Origin of the sequence: Prescottella soli (genome assembly GCF_040024445.1) — a bacterium.
Lineage (GTDB): Bacteria > Actinomycetota > Actinomycetes > Mycobacteriales > Mycobacteriaceae > Prescottella > Prescottella soli.
In genome coordinates, this window is record NZ_CP157276.1 from 3574106 (window position 1) to 3589521 (window position 15416).

13 protein-coding genes are annotated in these 15416 nt (G+C 67.9%); 5 read left to right on the forward strand and 8 right to left on the reverse strand.

Annotation, left to right across the window (positions count from 1 at the left end):
• Positions 1 to 46 precede the first annotated feature (46 nt).
• Positions 47 to 694: a TetR/AcrR family transcriptional regulator gene (locus tag ABI214_RS16660; RefSeq protein WP_348603628.1), complete on the forward strand. Its 648-nt coding sequence runs from the start codon at positions 47 to 49 to the stop codon at positions 692 to 694.
• Positions 695 to 761: 67 nt separating this feature from the next.
• Here the strand turns inward: ABI214_RS16660 and ABI214_RS16665 are convergent, their stop codons facing one another.
• The 5 genes from ABI214_RS16665 to ABI214_RS16685 all read right to left on the reverse strand — a co-directional run bounded on the left by ABI214_RS16665 (position 762) and on the right by ABI214_RS16685 (position 5220).
• Positions 762 to 1058: a putative quinol monooxygenase gene (locus ABI214_RS16665; RefSeq protein ID WP_348603629.1), complete on the reverse strand. Its 297-nt coding sequence runs from the start codon at positions 1056 to 1058 to the stop codon at positions 762 to 764.
• A gap of 40 nt (positions 1059 to 1098) precedes the next feature.
• Positions 1099 to 2256: an acyl-CoA dehydrogenase family protein gene (locus tag ABI214_RS16670; RefSeq protein WP_348603630.1), complete on the reverse strand. Its 1158-nt coding sequence runs from the start codon at positions 2254 to 2256 to the stop codon at positions 1099 to 1101.
• A gap of 113 nt (positions 2257 to 2369) precedes the next feature.
• Positions 2370 to 3131, reverse strand: a complete 762-nt coding sequence (locus tag ABI214_RS16675; protein ID WP_348603631.1) for a 3-hydroxyacyl-CoA dehydrogenase — start codon at positions 3129 to 3131, stop codon at positions 2370 to 2372.
• A 29-nt stretch (positions 3132 to 3160) separates the two neighbouring features.
• Positions 3161 to 4354 carry a thiolase family protein gene (locus ABI214_RS16680; RefSeq protein WP_348603632.1) on the reverse strand — a complete coding sequence of 398 codons (1194 nt, stop codon included), beginning with the start codon at positions 4352 to 4354 and terminating at the stop codon, positions 3161 to 3163.
• A gap of 65 nt (positions 4355 to 4419) precedes the next feature.
• The gene (locus tag ABI214_RS16685; RefSeq protein ID WP_348603633.1) at positions 4420 to 5220 is read right to left on the reverse strand and encodes a crotonase/enoyl-CoA hydratase family protein; all 801 of its coding nucleotides are present in this window, start codon (positions 5218 to 5220) and stop codon (positions 4420 to 4422) included.
• 229 nt (positions 5221 to 5449) lie between these two features.
• On the opposite strand from ABI214_RS16685, the gene ABI214_RS16690 reads away from it, so the two are divergent.
• The 3 genes from ABI214_RS16690 to ABI214_RS16700 all read left to right on the forward strand — a co-directional run bounded on the left by ABI214_RS16690 (position 5450) and on the right by ABI214_RS16700 (position 8131).
• The gene (locus ABI214_RS16690; protein ID WP_348603634.1) at positions 5450 to 6235 is read left to right on the forward strand and encodes an enoyl-CoA hydratase; all 786 of its coding nucleotides are present in this window, start codon (positions 5450 to 5452) and stop codon (positions 6233 to 6235) included.
• Complete coding sequence (locus ABI214_RS16695; RefSeq protein ID WP_348603635.1) at positions 6232 to 7335, forward strand: CaiB/BaiF CoA transferase family protein; 1104 nt, start codon at positions 6232 to 6234, stop codon at positions 7333 to 7335. The genes ABI214_RS16690 and ABI214_RS16695 overlap by 4 nt, the downstream gene beginning before the upstream one ends.
• A gap of 124 nt (positions 7336 to 7459) precedes the next feature.
• Positions 7460 to 8131, forward strand: a complete 672-nt coding sequence (locus ABI214_RS16700) for a TetR/AcrR family transcriptional regulator (protein WP_408586828.1) — start codon at positions 7460 to 7462, stop codon at positions 8129 to 8131.
• Here the strand turns inward: ABI214_RS16700 and ABI214_RS16705 are convergent.
• The 3 genes from ABI214_RS16705 to ABI214_RS16715 are packed head-to-tail and all read right to left on the reverse strand — an operon-like array spanning position 8128 to position 14034.
• Positions 8128 to 9381 (reverse strand): heparan-alpha-glucosaminide N-acetyltransferase domain-containing protein, encoded by a 1254-nt coding sequence (locus ABI214_RS16705; protein WP_348603637.1) that lies wholly within the window; start codon positions 9379 to 9381, stop codon positions 8128 to 8130. The genes ABI214_RS16700 and ABI214_RS16705 overlap by 4 nt on opposite strands.
• 1 nt (position 9382) lies before the next feature.
• Complete coding sequence (locus ABI214_RS16710; RefSeq protein WP_348603638.1) at positions 9383 to 10057, reverse strand: BPL-N domain-containing protein; 675 nt, start codon at positions 10055 to 10057, stop codon at positions 9383 to 9385.
• On the reverse strand, positions 10054 to 14034 hold the full coding sequence (locus tag ABI214_RS16715; RefSeq protein ID WP_348603639.1) for a Pls/PosA family non-ribosomal peptide synthetase: 3981 nt from the start codon (positions 14032 to 14034) through the stop codon (positions 10054 to 10056). Before ABI214_RS16715 ends, ABI214_RS16710 begins: the two co-directional genes overlap by 4 nt.
• A gap of 475 nt (positions 14035 to 14509) precedes the next feature.
• On the opposite strand from ABI214_RS16715, the gene ABI214_RS16720 reads away from it, so the two are divergent.
• A complete protein-coding gene (locus tag ABI214_RS16720; RefSeq protein ID WP_348603640.1) occupies positions 14510 to 15232 on the forward strand; it encodes a BPL-N domain-containing protein in 723 nt (240 codons plus the stop codon).
• Positions 15233 to 15416 lie beyond the last annotated feature (184 nt).

Here is a 15416-nt window from a genome sequence, read left to right on the forward strand (position 1 = left end):
CGACATGACTTGACAGTCATGTCAGGTTGTTGCGAGACTCGTCCGAGTGAGTAAGTCATCGGCCAACACGGGATCCTCGACGCCGCCCGTCGCCGCATTGACCGCGCGCGGCAGAAAGACCCGCGATGGACTGCTCGACGCAGCCCGGAAGGTCTTCGAGGACGTCGGCTTTCTCGATACCCGGGTCGAGCAGATCGCGCAGGAAGCGGGGGTCTCGTACGGGACGTTCTACCGGTACTTCGAGTCCAAGGAAGACGTGTTCGAGGAGTTGAGCACGCGTCTGTTCGAGGATGTGCATCGGCGTGAACCCCTCGACCCGGACCTGTCGCCGGCCGCGAGACTGGTTGCATCGAACCGCTCGTACTATCAGGCCTACCAGCGCAATGCGAAGTTGATGGCGATCGTGGAGCAGGTGGCGACGTTCAACAACGAATTCCGCGCGCTCCGCCACGAGCACCGACGAAAGCTGATCGAGCGGACGTCCCGGGCTATCGCCCGCTGGCAGGAACAGGGCCAGGTTCGAGAGTCCCTCGATCCTGTGATGGCTGCGCGTGCCATGGCCGCGATGGTCGACCACACCTTGTATCTGTGGCTGGTCCAGGGCGACGAGGCGAACGAGGAAAATCTCCTCGATACGCTGGATCGGATGTGTATCGGCGCCCTCGGCCTCGACGACGAAGGTCTCCTGTCGTGATGTGACATCCGGTTGGATCCACTACACGGCAGGAGACCTCGGTTCGTTCGAGAATCTGTTGCGCTCGTCAGATGTGCGGGTCGACGGTTCCCGTCACCAGCGAGGGCGGGCCGGCGAGCAGCGGCCCGAGATCGGTGATCGCGCCCTCGCCGGCTCGGAACTTGCGATATGCGGCGTCGTGCTCGGCCGATTGCCAGGTCTCGACGAAGCGCCAGACGTGGGGGCTCTTGGTGTCGACAACCGACTTCACGCCGAGGCAGCCGGGGAACGCCCGAGTCTCCTCGAGCACTCGCGTCATCACCTCACGCGCGGAGTCCAGGGATTCCGGCTTGAAGGTCAATTCCAGGACTGCGATCAATTCCATCTGTGCTCCTCGGTGGTAGGAAACATGTTGTCGGCGTTCGTCAGCGGAATTCGGAGGCGATGTCCCGACCGATGATCTCCTTCATGATCTCGGTGGTGCCGCCGTAGATGGTCTGGATCCGGCTGTCGACGTAGGCGCGGCCGATCGGGTACTCCATCATGTAGCCGTAGCCGCCGTGCAACTGCACGCAGCGGTCCACGACACGCTTCTGCAGTTCGGTCGCCCACCACTTGCTCATCGATGCGTCCACGGCAGTGAGCTCGCCCGCATTCAGCGCGAGAACGGCGCGGTCGATGTGTGATTCGGTGACCTCGATCTCCGTGCGCATCTCGGCGAGAGCGAATCGGGTGTTTTGCAGATCACCGATCGGCTTTCCGAACGCCTTTCGCTCGAACGCGTAGTTCTTCGTCCACTCGTACGCCGCGCGGGCGGAGGTGATGGCGGACACGGCGATAGAGATCCGTTCGAGGGGAAGGTTCTCCATCAGGTGGATGAATCCTCTTCCCTCCGTTCCGAGTAGGTTCTCGGCCGGCACGCGCACATCCTCGAAGACCAGCTCGGCGGTGTCCTGCGCCGCGAGTCCCACCTTGTGAAGCTTCCGCCCCCGGCTGAATCCGGGCGTATCACGCTCGACGACGACGAGGGAGAAGCCCTTCGACCCCGCGTCGGGGTCGGTACGGCACACGACGATCACGAGGTCGGAGTGGATTCCATTGGTGATGAACGTCTTCTGGCCGTTGATCACCCACTCGTCGCCGTCCCGGACCGCGGTGGTCCGAACACCCTGCAGGTCCGATCCGGCCCCGGGTTCGGTCATCGCGATCGCGCCGATCAGCTCACCGCTCGCCATCCGAGGCAGCCAGCGCGCCTTCTGCTCGTCGGTGCCGAGGTGCACGATGTACGGGACGACGATGTCGTCGTGCACGCTCAGACTGGCGCCGAATGAGGTGGTTCCAGTCCGGGCGATCTCGTCGAACACAACCTGCCGGAAGCGATAGTCGGTCACGCCGGCGCCGCCGCACTCCTCGGGAATGCCGAGTCCGACGATGCCGGACCGGCCGGCAGCAATCCACGCGGAGCGATCGATGAGTCGATCCTCCTCCCACTTCGGGTAGTGGGGTTCGATCTCGCGCGCGAGGAACTCGCGGACGGTCGCGCGGTAGTCCTCGTGGTCGGCTTCGAAGTGCTTACGTTGCATCGGTTTCTCTACTTCAGGCTCGATGGTCGCGCGGGTCGGGTGCTGGATGGCACCCGACCCGCGCAGGGTGATGGCGGTACAGCGGGTCGTACCCCGCCCTCACTCCGAGATGATCAGCGCGGTGCCATGCGGATGGCGCCGTCGAGGCGGATGACCTCGCCGTTGAGCATCGGGTTGGAGACGATGTGCGCTGCGAGCGAGCCGTACTCGGCGGGGTCGCCGAGACGCGACGGGTGGGGGACCTGCTGGCCGAGGGACGCCTGCGCGGCCTCGGGCAGCCCGGCCAGCAGCGGGGTCTTGAACAGGCCCGGAGCGATCGTGACGACGCGGATCAGCAGCGATGCGAGGTCGCGGGCGATCGGCAGGGTCATGCCGACGACGCCGCCCTTAGACGCGGAGTAGGCGGCCTGGCCGATCTGGCCGTCGAACGCCGCGACGGACGCGGTGTTGATGATCACGCCGCGCTCGCCGTCGACCGGCTCGGTCTTCGAGATGCGTTCGGCCGCAAGACGGAGCACGTTGAACGTGCCGACGAGGTTGATGTTGATGACGCGGTTGAAGTCGGCGAGCGGGAAGGCACCCTGCTTGCCGACGGTCTTGATGGCGTTGCCGATGCCGGCGCAGTTGACGGTGACCCGCAGCGGGCCGAGCGACTCGGCGAGATCCAGGGCCGCGATGACCGAGGCCTCGTCGGTGACGTCGCCGGCGGCGAAGCGGACGCGGTCGCCGAGTTCCTTGGCGACGGCCTCACCGTTCGAGGAGGGCAGGTCGAGGATGACGACGCTGGCGCCCTGCTCGTGGAGAGCCTTGACGGTGGCGAGGCCGAGGCCGGACGCGCCGCCGGTGACGAGTGCGACGCTGTCGTTGACGATCATGCGATGTTCCTTCCGGATGTGCTTGTGATTCAGATTCGCTCGATGATGGTGGCATTCGCCATGCCAGCACCCTCGCACATGGTCTGCAGACCGTAGCGGCCGCCGGTGGCCTCGAGATGGTTGACGAGCGTGGTGAGCAGGCGGGTACCGGAGGAACCGAGGGCGTGGCCGAGGGCGATCGCGCCGCCGCGGGGGTTGAGCTTGGCGGGGTCGGCACCGAACTCGTGCGCCCACATCAGCGGAACGGGGGCGAAGGCCTCGTTGACCTCGTAGGCGTCGATGTCGTCGATGCCGAGTCCCGCCTTGGCGAGGACCTTGTGGGTGGCCGGGATGGGGGCCGTGAGCATGAACATCGGGTCGTCGCCGGTGACGGCGAACGAGTGGAACCGGGCACGGGGGGTCAGCCCCAGCTTGTTCGCCATGTCCTCGCTCATGATCAGCACTGCGGAGGCGCCGTCGGTGAAGGGCGAGGAGTTGCCGGGGGTGATGTGCCACTGGGCTTCGGGGAATCGCTGCGCGAACGCGTCGGTGCGGAATGCGGACCGCAGGGTGGCCAGACCGTCGGCAGTGGTGGCGGCTCGGACCGTCTCGTCCGTGGTGTGCTCGACCGTCTCGCCCGCTCCGGTGGTGACGGTGACCGGCACGATCTCGGCGTCGAAGAATCCGGACTCGGCTGCGGCGGCCGCGCGGCGGTGCGACTCGGCCGAGTATGCGTCGAGGGTTGCGCGGTCGAGGTTCCACTTGGCGGCGATCAGCTCGGCCGAGATGCCCTGATGGATAAGCCCTTCCGGGTACCGGGCGGCGATGCCCGGGCCGGCCGTGTCCTGCCCGATGGGGGACGTGCCCATGGGGATCCGGCTCATCGACTCGACGCCGCACGCGATGACGATGTCGTAGGCGCCGGCCATGACACCCTGCGCGGCGAAGTGCGCGGCCTGCTGGCTCGATCCACACTGGCGGTCGATCGTGGTGGCGGGCACCGAATCCGGGAAGCCGGCCGAGAGCAGGGCGGTGCGGGAGATGTTGAGGGCCTGTTCGCCGACCTGCTGGACGCAGCCGCCGATGACGTCGTCGACCATCGCGGGATCGAGATCGTTGCGCTCGACGAGCGCGCGCAGCACCTGCGCGAGCATCTCGACGGGGTGAGTGCCGGAGAGGGCGCCGCCCGGCTTGCCCTTGCCGGACGCGAGGCGGACGGCATCGACGATGACAGCCTTCGTCATGGGTGTTCCTTTCGGATGAGTGGCGGTGGACGGTTCGTGCCGCCGTCCGCGGCGATGTCGTACGGTCAGCGGCCGGCCCAGACCGGCGGGCGCTTCTCGGCGAACGCCTTCGGGCCTTCCTGGGCGTCCTCGCTGGTGAAGACGACCGCCATGGCCTTGGCGTTCTGCTCCCACACGTCCTGTTCCCAGTCCGAGAGGGCCGCGGTGCGGTGGATCATCGCCTTCGATTCACGCACGGAGAGGGGTGCGTTCGCGGCGATGCTCTCGGCGAGCTCGAGCGCGACCTCGAGGGCGGTCCCGGCGGGTGCGACGCGGTTGACGAGGCCGAGCTTGAGGCCGTCGACGGCGGTGATGGGTTCGCCGGTGAGTGCGAGTTCGAGGGCGACCTTGCGGGGGATCTGCTGCTGCAGGCGGATCACACCGCCGGCCGCGGCGAACAGTCCGCGCTTGACCTCGGGCAGGCCCAGCTGTGCCTGTTCGTCGACCACGGCCAGATCTGCGGCGAGGACCAGTTCGGTGCCACCGCCTAGGGCGAATCCGTTGACGGCGGCGATCGTCGGCTTGCCCACCCAGTGCTGGACGAAGCCGGCGAAGCCCCACTCCGGGTGGCCCTCGGCGTCGAGGGAGGCGCCGCTGCCGAGCGCCTTGAGGTCCGCGCCGGCGCAGAAGGCGCGTCCCGCGCCGGTGAGGACGATGACCCGCACCGCGTCGTCGGCGTCGGCCTGCTCGAGCAGATTGCCGACCGCGGTGGACAGCGCCGCATTCACGGCGTTCAGCGCCCGTGGACGGTTGAGGGTGATGATCGCGACGGCACCTCGACGCTCGTAGAGGGCGGCGGGCTCGGTGACGATCGGCTCGTCGGCCATGGGGCTCCTTTGGAGGTGTACCTACTTACTTAACGATCGCTAAATTGCTACCATGGCTGGCAGGCGTGGTCAACGGGCGGACCTGTCTGTCGAACGGGGAACCCGCCTGGTATGGATTGCGACTCTCCGTCGACTGCGTCGGCGGCGCTGCGCTGCGACCGGCCGAGCCTTGTTCCGGCACTACTGAAGTGGACCTGCGAATCCGTTAGAGCAACCGAAGGAGCTCACTGTGACAACCCTCGAACCGGGTGTCGTCAGCATCGTCGAGGACGGTGTCCTGCGCGTCACCATCGACCGCCCTACGAGCATGAACGCGGTCCGGGTCGAGACGCTGGACGCTGTTGCGGATGCGTTCGAGGATCACTCCGTCGATCCCGAGGTGCGGGTCGCCGTTCTGTCGGGTGCCGGGCGCGCGTTCTGTACGGGGGCAGACCTCGCTGGCCTGGATCTCTACGCTGCGCCGTCGGCCGCGACGATCGATGCGGCCAACCGGGTGGCCGACAAGATTCGTTCGTTTCCGCGGCCGGTGATCGGGGCGGTTCGGGGTCCCGCCGCGGGAGTGGGTGTGTCGCTGGCGTTGGCGTGCGATCTGACGGTGGCCTCCGAATCCAGTTATTTCTTGTTGGCTTTCACCAGGATCGGTCTGATGCCGGACGGTGGTGCCACGGCGCTGGTCGCGGCGTCGGTGGGGCGGGCGCGTGCGATGGCGTTGGCGCTGTTGGCCGAGCGCCTCGGGGCCGCCGAGGCGCTGCGGGCCGGCCTCATCGCGAAGGTGTACGCCGACAACGAATTCGACGCCGAGGTCGAGGCGCTTGCGTGGCGGCTGGCCGCCGGCCCCGCCGATGCCTTCCGTCGGACGAAGGAGGCGATCAACGACGCGACGCTCGGCCAGCTCGATGCGGCGTTCGAGCGGGAGCGGGCCGGGCAGCTCGAGTTGTTGGCCGCACCCGATTTCGCGGAGGGGGTGGACGCGTTCCAGAACAAGCGTCCCGCGCGGTTCGGGAGCGTCGCGTGAGCGGGCCTCTGGACGGGCTGCGGGTGATCGAGCTCGCCGGTATCGGGCCGGGACCGCATGCCGCGATGATCCTCGGTGACCTGGGTGCCGATGTCGTTCGTATCGAGCGGCCGAGTTCGAGTGCCGTCGACGTATTGGACGGCGAGCCGGACCACATGCTGCGTAACCGGCGTTCGTTGGCGGCGGACCTGAAGAACAGTGTCGACCGTGAGATGGTGCTGCGCCTGGTCGCGAAGGCCGATGTGCTGATCGAGGGTTACCGGCCCGGGGTTGCCGAGCGCCTCGGGCTCGGGCCCGATGAGTGTGCCGCGGTCAATCCGGGGCTGGTCTATGCCCGGATGACGGGGTGGGGGCAGAGTGGGGCCATGGCCCCGCGGGCGGGCCACGACATCAACTACATTTCGCTGACCGGCGTGCTGAACGCGATCGGGCGGCCGGGGGAGCGGCCGGTGCCGCCGTTGAACCTGGTGGGTGATTTCGGTGGCGGCTCGATGTTCCTGTTGGTGGGCATCCTGTCGGCCCTGTTCGAGCGGCAGCGGTCGGGTCTCGGGCAGGTGATCGACGCGAACATGCTCGACGGGGTGAGCGTGCTGTCCCAGATGATGTGGGCGATGCGTGGTTTCGGGCAGTGGTCGTCGAGTGCGGGGACGAATCTGCTCGACGGTGGTGCGCCGTTCTACGACACCTACGCCTGTGCGGACGGGCGGGCCGTCGCGGTCGGCGCGATCGAGCCGCAGTTCTATGCGGCGTTGCTCGACGGCCTGGGCCTCGCGGATGCGGACCTGCCGGATCAGCACGACCGGTCGGGGTGGCCGACGCTGCGGGAGCGGTTCGCCGAGGTGTTCGGCTCGGAGGGCCGCGATCACTGGGTGGCGGTGTTCGACGGTACGGATGCGTGTGTGACGCCGGTGCTGTCCTTCGACGAGGTCGCGAAGGAGGGCTCCTACCTCCGGGACCGGGGCAGCCTCCTCGAGGTGGGCGGCGTCATGCAGGCCGCGCCGGCGCCGAGGTTCTCGCGGACCGTGCCGGGGACACCGACCCCGCCGCGACCGGTGGGCGCGGACGGCGCCGTGGTGCTCCGGGAATGGTTGGGGCAGTGACGCTCCACGACGGCGTGCGGAGGAGCGCAGTCCCGTGGTATCCGAGTCGACCGGACGTCGTGTCCAGTCCGAGTAGTCTCGGACCGTCAGCAAGCGTGAAAAGTGTGGGGGTTAGGTGACCAAGTTGTCGACAGACGTGACCGAAGGGGCGGACGATCCGACCGACTGGCGCAGTGTCGAGCCGTTGGACCTGACCCCCATCCTGTCGGCATCGCTCGACGCGTTCTACGAGTCGGGCTTCCACGGCGCGTCCGTCCGGGAGATCGCCCGCCGAGTCGGCGTCACCGTCCCCTCGCTGTACTACCACCATCAGAGCAAGGAGGGGCTGCTCATCGCGCTCCTCGAACTCTCCATCAGTGACCTGCGCTCGCGGGCACTGGCTGCGAACGACGCGGGCGACGGCGATCCGGTTCAGCGGTTGACGAACGTGATCTTCACGATCGTGCTGCAGATGACCAACCGTGCGCGGCTGGCGGCGCTCGAGGGCGAGGCGAGATACCTGGGCCCCGAGAACTGGGAGCGGTACCGCGCGGTGCGCAAGGGCGTCGAGGGCCTGGTGCTCGACATCGTGCACGACGGAAATACGTCCGGAGACTTCGACGCGGACGATCCCGCCGAGACCACCCGGGCGATTCTCGGTATGTGCCAAGTGATTCCCCGTTGGTATCACGCGGAGGGCGTCCACAGCCCGGAAGTCGTCGCCCGGAAGTACGTCGAGATCGCACTCAGGATGGCCGGTGCGACCCGTGCGCCGGACATGCCCACGAACTCGGAGCCCACGGAACACGCGTCCTAGGCGGCGTGCCGCCCCGCCGGCTTGTCGTGGTGCTGCCGCACGAACCGGTCGACACGGATGGTGACGAACCGGACGAGTCCCTCGAGCGGTCCGCGGCCCGCGGTCGCGCGCCACACGAGCGCCAGGGCCGTGATGCAGACGACTTGTCGGACGTATCCGGAGACCGGGCCGTACACGTCGAAGTCTGAGTTCACGAACAGGATGTGGCTGACGTACACGGTCAGTGACAGGCTGCCGATCGCGGCGAGTGGCGCGAGGACGACGTGGATGATCGTGGACCAGACGGGTGCCGTGACGTGGCCGAGGAGCAGTATCGCGCCAAGGACGAGCAGCGAGCTGCCGACTGTCGCCATCAGATCGAATGGTGTGCCCGTGTGCGGCCCGTCGACGCCGAGCCACCACCACGTGCTCGTCGGGGTCGTCCCGTCCCCGCCGAACGCGAGGAACTCGTCGACGATTCCGTCGGTGTCGGGCGCTTCGGCGGACCGGATCCGGTCGAGGCCGCCGAAGGGGTACAGAATCAGCCACGACACCATCTTGGAGGTCAGCATGAGTGCCACGCCGGTGGCGACCAGCCCCAGCGCGGTCTGCCACGCGGTGAGTACCAGTCGGCCGACGACGAGTCCGACACACACGTATGTCATCCACACGACGGCGGGGAACTCACCGGTGAACAGGACGTCGGACACGAAGCTCAGTGGTTGGTGCAGGGCCGCGTCGAACGAGAGCTGGGCGTCGATCCCCTCGGGAAGGTGCGGGCGCAGCGCCTGACTGAGCAGCGGCGCGCAGATCGCGAGCGCGACCGCGGTGAAGACGAGCGCACGCGTGCTCAGCCGGATCAGCGGGATCGCAAGGAGGAACATCGCGGCGTAGTAGCCGAGGATCACCACGCCGTAGTCGCTGTCGGTGAAACCGAGGGAGAGTCCGATGAGCGCGATCATCAACGCTCGGGCGGCGAGCGACCAGGAGATGGCGGTCGCGTCGATGCCGGGCTTCTGCTGCTTGCGGCGGGAGACGAAGGCGATGCCGACGCCGGCGAGCACCGCGAAGATCGCCGACGCGCGCCCGGCGGCAAGGCTGAACGTCCAGGTCGGGTCGCCGTCGGCGTCGTAGGCCATGAGGGAGTGGACGGCGATCATGCCGAGCACGGCCAGGCCGCGCGCCGCGTCGATCGCGACCAGCCGGCGGGCGCTCGTGGCCGCGCTGGTGGGTGTACTTCGGTCGATCGTCGTATCAGGTGTGGTTCTCATGTCAGCTCATCACCGCATCGATAAGTTCGAGTCCCGCGATCCGCGAGTCGTCGGCAGGTGGTCGGATGCCGGAGTCGGCGAACCAGTCTCGGTCGGCCTCGGGGTGCGGTCCGACGACCGCAACCCTGCCGGTGCCGAAAGGCACTGCCAAGGCAGCGATTTCGCCGTTCGGGTAGGTGGCGATCACGTCCAGGTCCGGGGTTTGGCGTCGCACGTGGAAGGTGGCGCCGTCCTGGAAGTAGAGGCTGCGGCGGTCGTCGCGCCAGTCCACCTCGACGAGCGTCGGCCGGGTCGAATCGACCGTCGCGCGGTCGGTGACGATGTACTGGTCGGTGTCGCCCGGCAGCAGGTCGAAACCCGGGGTGGCCCCCGCGAGGTATCCGCCGAGGCAGAACCCGAGGTAGCGTCCGCCGCCGGCCACGAACCGACGGACATGCTTGCTGTGCTTACGCATTCGCCGCCACGCGGGACTCAGGGTCGCCCCGCCGGGCTGGGCGTACAACGTGGCCTGCGCGAGGACCTCGTCGGTGAGTGGAAGCGCCTCGCGTGGGCCGACGTAGCGCACGTCGAAGTCCCAGCGACTCGCCCGCAACAGGTCCGCAACGGACTCGGCACACCCGGGCCGGGTCGCTCCGCCCCGGTAGACGAGGGCCAGGGGGCGGCTGCCGTTCCTCATCGGACCGCCTCGGCCGGGATCCCGCGCCACCGTGTGTTCGCCGGCAGTTCCTCGCCCTTCATGAGCAGGGACAGCGGACCCAGTTCGGCGCCCGGGCCGACCGTCGCGTCGTAGAGGACGATCGCGCGAGTGCCCACCGTCGCCGCGCCGTCGACGGTGACGACGGACATCTTCATCACACGGTCCTCGAACAGGTGCGTCTGCATCGACGAGTTCGAACCGATCGCGGCGTCGTCGCCGATCCGGACGAGGTCGAACTCGGTGAGGTACGTGGTTCCGATCCACGTGCGGCGACCGATGTCCGCCCCGAAACCGCGCAGCGCGATCGGCAGGAACGGAGTGCCCTTGAGCTGATCGAGCAGCACGGGCACGGCAGCGGCCTCGTAGATTCCGGTGGCGAACTCCGACCGACGAACGAACTTGGCCCACAACGGCTCCACCCGCGGTCGGTAGGTGCCCACCATGTTCCGCTTCACGGCGGAGGCGTAGAGCACCACGCCGATCGCGGTGGCCAGCGCGACCAGCGGCGCGACGAGGATGGTCACCCAGATCCCTGCGGACCGCGCCGTGAGCGACAGTGCGAGCAGATAGAAGAAGAGGCTGACACCGATCAGCGTGGCCGGCAGCGTGATCCGAAAGTACTCGATGAACAGGCGATGCGCGACGACCGACCGACTCGGCCGGAAAGTATCCGACTCGGCGTAGCTTCCGCTGTCCTGCCGTGCGGGAAGGTTGATGGCGGGCGAACCCAGCCACGACGAGTCGGCGGGGACCCCGTTCCGGTCAGGCACGGTCAGGACCCCGACGAGGGACCGATCGCCGGTGTGGGTGCCGGCCGGGACGAAAGCCGCGTTGCCGACGAACGCGCGATCACCGACGGTGGTGCGATCGAAGGCGATCCACCCGTTGCAGAACGACGAACCGCCGACGCTCGCCATGTCGGCGACGAAGCTCTCGGCGCCGATCGTGAGCAGGTCGGGATCGATGTGCGCGGCGGTCGACACCTCGGCGCCGCGGCCGACCTTGGCGCCGAGCAGGCGCAGCCACGGTCCCGTGTACAGGGTCGCGTACAGGGAGCCCGTGTAGGTCAGGCTCATGAGGAAGAGCTTGTCCGTCATCCACTTTCGGATACCGAGGTTCGAACGCGCATTGTGGATCCCTACCGGAGGAGCGTCCAGCATCAGCTTCTTGCCGAGCACCACCGCGGCGCACACGCTGAGGACGTAGACCGAGCCCGACAGGAGAGTCGCGAAGAAGGCCCAGATCATTCCCCACTCGAGCAGCACGTACCAGACGAGGACGAGGCTGGGGACCAGCGTTGCGATAGCGATGAATTCGAGCGTCACGAGACCCAGCACCGCGAGTGCACGCAGTCCGAAGGACCAGCGGCGCGGCGCCGGTGCCGCGGCCATCGCCTCGACCGCAGGCTCGAGGTCGGTGACGGGCAGCGGCGGAGAACCGGCCCAGCGTTCGCCGGCGGGAATCCGACGCCCTTGGTCGAGGACCGACTGGTCCGCGAGCATCGCACCGGATTCCATGTGGGCGCCGGGTTCGAGGACACAGTTCGCGCCGACGAAGGCATGATCCTCGACGACGATGCTCTCGACGACGATCCAACCGGACTCGACGCGCCAGGACTGCAGATCCGTGTTGTAACCGACCGACACCCCCTCACCGATCCGGACCATCGCAGGGAAGGGGATCGAACTGGTGCCGATCTGCGCGTCCCCCCCGACGCGGGCGCCGAGCGCGCGCAGGAACGGCACCATCAACGGCGAGCCCGCGAGCACCGGCGCCGGGGAGAGCGCCAGCATCCGATCGACCATCCACAGCCGCAGATACGTTGCCCCCCAAAGCGGATACCGTCCCGGGCGGATGCGCCACGAGAGTGGGGGCACCAACAGCACGGGCAGGACCCATCGCACACCCAGATACGTCGGGACGGTCGCGATCAGCAGGTCGCGGAGCATCGTGAAGTTCGGATGGCCGCCGTGGATGCTGTAGACGATCGAGACCGGCAGCGTGACGACCAACAGCATGCCGAGCAGGAAGAGCCCCTGGACGGCGCCGGCGAGAGCGATGCGAAGAGCGCTGTGCGACAGGGGCGTCGGCCGGGCTTGCACGACCGCGGTGGTGTCGGACTGCGGCTCCGCGTCGAGCGCCGCGGCCAGGCTGCGCACGGTCGGATTCGTGTAGATGTCACGCAGGCTGACGGTGTCTGCCTCCGACTCCCGCAGCGCGGAAACGAGTTTCGCGGCCGCCAGCGAGTGGCCGCCGAGATCGGTGAAGAAGTCGGCCTCTACGGACAGCGCGTCGACGTCGACCCCGAGTGTCGCCGCCCACACGGCGCGGATGCGGTGCTCGCGCTCGGTCTGCGGCGCGACGACGGGTCCCGCCGCATGCAGGGTTCGGCGCGGTCCGGGCGCGGGCAGCCGCGACCGGTCGACCTTGCCGCTGGGCATGGTCGGCAGCTCGCCGACGATGTCGACGAACGCCGGGACCATGTACTCGGGCAGGCGCAGATGGAGCGCCTCGAGGAGTCGTAGGATCAGGGCGTCGCCGCCGTCCTCGGCGATGTGTGCGGCGCGTGCGGCACCGGAACGCAGGACGACGTACGCGGCCAACTCCTGGCTGCCGGACACGTCGGCCAGGGCCACTACGGCACTCGCGATCTCGGCGTCCTCGAGGAGGATGCTCTCGATCTCGCCGAGATCCACGCGATGGCCGCGGATCTTGATCTCGCTGTCCGCACGGCCGAGGTACTCGATCTCGCCGTCCGGGGTGATGCGACCGAGATCGCCGGTGCGATAGAGCTTTCCGCCGTCCGGGGCGTCGGCGTGATCGATGAAGCGATCCGCCGTCTGTTCCGGTCGCCCGACATAGCCGCGGGCGAGACCGGGGCCGCCGATGCAGATCTCCCCGACCTCTCCGTCGGGGACGGGTGTTCGCTGCTCGTCCAGGATGATCACCGAGTACGTCGGCAGTGGCCTGCCGATCGTTACGGGGCGGCCGGGCAGCAGTTCGGTCCACGTGGCGGTGACGGTGGCCTCGGTGGGGCCGTACGTGTTGAGGATGCGGCGCTCAGGTCGACTCCAACGTTCGACCAGTTCGCCGGGGCAGGCCTCCCCGCCCACGAGAATGCTGCGCAGCGCGGGGAGGTCACGAGGGAGGGTGGCCAGGAGCGTGGGAACGCAGTACAGCACCGTGATCCGGTGCTCGTCGAGGAAGTCCGCGAGTTCGGCGCCCAGTCGGCCGGAGTCGGTCGGTCCGGCGACCAGGGCCGCGCCGCGCGCCCAGGTGGGCCAGATCTCCTCGATCGAGAAGTCGAACGAGATCGTCATGCCCTGGTAGACGCGATCCGTCGGACGCACGTCGTACACGTCGGGGACGACGTCGAGGAAGTTGCAGATGCTCGACTGCATGATCTCGACGCCCTTCGGCTTCCCCGTCGAGCCCGAGGTGTAGATCACGTAGGCGGTCGGGTCCGCGGCGGCGTCGACGTCGATGCGCGGACGCTCGGTGGGGTAGCCCTGCAGAAGGGCTGCAGCGGAGTCGATTTCGATTCGAGGGAGCTCGAGTGGCGCGAGGGTCTCGGCGAATTCCTCGCCGGTCAGGACGAGATCGACATCGGCGTTGGAGGTGATGTAGTCGATGCGTTCGCGCGGCGCACCCGGGTCGATGGGAACGAATGCGGCGCCGGCCTTCAGCGTCGCCAACAGTGCGATGTACGTCTCCGGCGAGCGCTGCAAGAGGATGGCCACGCGGGCGCCGAAACCGATTCCGTGGTCGATCAGCATGTGGGCCAGTCGATTTGCGCGCGCGTCGAGCTCTGCATAGGTGAACAGGTCCGCGCCGCACTCGAGCGCGATCGCGGACGGTGTTCGGTCGCACGCGTCCTCGAAGACGTTGTTTAGGCGACGTCGGGGAGCCCCCACTCCTGACAGCGCCTGCGTGCCAGCCGGTTCCGTGGTGGCCATGCGGTACATCGATCCCCACTCCTCATCGGATATCCCGGGCTGCGAGCGCAACCACCAGGGCGTTCGGTCGTTACCAACTCGATCAGGACCCGAGATCCGAACGTTACCCGCGCCAATTGCGGCGGAATTCGGCACGAAGAACACGCATTTCGCCCACGGTTGGCGTGTGTCGAGAATCACTGCACGACAGCTTGTTTGGGGAAGCAAACGATTGTTCGGCCCGGTCAGGCGCATATCGACGCCCCTGCGACGGCGCCGATATGCGATTTGTGCGTGTGCCGACGGCAATACTGCGTGGCCGCTGCGGGTATCTGATATGTCCACGAGGTGACGTTCGATTCACCCGACGATTCATCCCCTTATCTGGTCAAATCGTGATGGCAGTCACCGATCGTCGGCTGCCAACGACTAGGACGCGTCCGTGATGGGCGAGGGCGAGAGGGTGCTGAGGATGCTGAATCGACGAGGATTCCTGATGAGTGCGGGCGCAGCCATCGCACTGGCGGCGGTCCCGACCACGGCATCGGCGTCGGAGCCGGCTCCCTTGGCGCTCGTCTACCGCGGGCCGGCGTCCCTTCCGGGCTGTCCGGAGGCGGTCGCGACGCTGCTGCGGAATTCGCCGCGCGGCTTCCGGACCGCGTTCGTCGGCCCCAAGGAGAAGAAGAAGATCACGGCGGCCACACTCGCCGAGGCCGCGGTCTACGCGCAGCCGGGAGGACCGAGCCTCTCGAAGGGGTGGACGGCGATGAGCCCGTACGCCGACATCATTCGACAGTGGGTTGCCGGCGGCGGGAACTACCTCGGATTCTGCCTTGGTGGCTATCTGGCCGGAGCAACACCGGGGTTCGGCCTGTTGCCCGGCGACACATGGCAGTACATCACCGCCTCCAACGCGACCGTCAAGACGACCGCGCCCGCTCGCGTCGACGTGCGATGGCGGGGTGAAACGAAGACGGTGTACTTCCAGGACGGCCCGGCCTTCTGGCTCCAGCCCGGAGCTTCCGTGGACCTTCTCGCCACCTACGGGGGCGGGCAGCCGGCCGCACTCGTCGCGCCGTACGGGTCGGGGCGGGTGGGCGTCGTCGGCCCGCACCCCGAAGCGGATCAGTCGTGGTTCGAAGGTGGACTCGACAGCACCGGCGCGATCCACCCCGAACTGGGCTACGACCTCATCGAGACCGTGATGCGCCGGCCCTGACAGTCGGTCGGGCAGACGCTGAGGAACACGAAAGCCGCAGGGATCTCGTCGAGCACTCGCCTGGAACGATTGACGGCCCGGGGTTGCAAGCCCGCACGCCACGTCGCCGACGGGGATACGGTCGAGGTGAGCATCGAGGGACTCGGCTCGGTGCACAACGAGACCGTCGTCGAGTAGGAGCGTC

Coding starts and splice junctions, on each gene's coding strand:
- ABI214_RS16665 (WP_348603629.1), bottom strand. CDS start 1,058: ATGGAATTGATCGCAGTCCTGGAATTGACCTTCAAGCCGGAATCCCTG.
- ABI214_RS16675 (WP_348603631.1), bottom strand. CDS start 3,131: ATGATCGTCAACGACAGCGTCGCACTCGTCACCGGCGGCGCGTCCGGC.
- ABI214_RS16715 (WP_348603639.1), bottom strand. CDS start 14,034: ATGGCCACCACGGAACCGGCTGGCACGCAGGCGCTGTCAGGAGTGGGG.
- ABI214_RS16680 (WP_348603632.1), bottom strand. CDS start 4,354: ATGACGAAGGCTGTCATCGTCGATGCCGTCCGCCTCGCGTCCGGCAAG.
- ABI214_RS16705 (WP_348603637.1), bottom strand. CDS start 9,381: ATGAGAACCACACCTGATACGACGATCGACCGAAGTACACCCACCAGC.
- ABI214_RS16685 (WP_348603633.1), bottom strand. CDS start 5,220: ATGGCCGACGAGCCGATCGTCACCGAGCCCGCCGCCCTCTACGAGCGT.
- ABI214_RS16670 (WP_348603630.1), bottom strand. CDS start 2,256: ATGCAACGTAAGCACTTCGAAGCCGACCACGAGGACTACCGCGCGACC.
- ABI214_RS16720 (WP_348603640.1), top strand. CDS start 14,510: ATGAGTGCGGGCGCAGCCATCGCACTGGCGGCGGTCCCGACCACGGCA.
- ABI214_RS16710 (WP_348603638.1), bottom strand. CDS start 10,057: ATGAGGAACGGCAGCCGCCCCCTGGCCCTCGTCTACCGGGGCGGAGCG.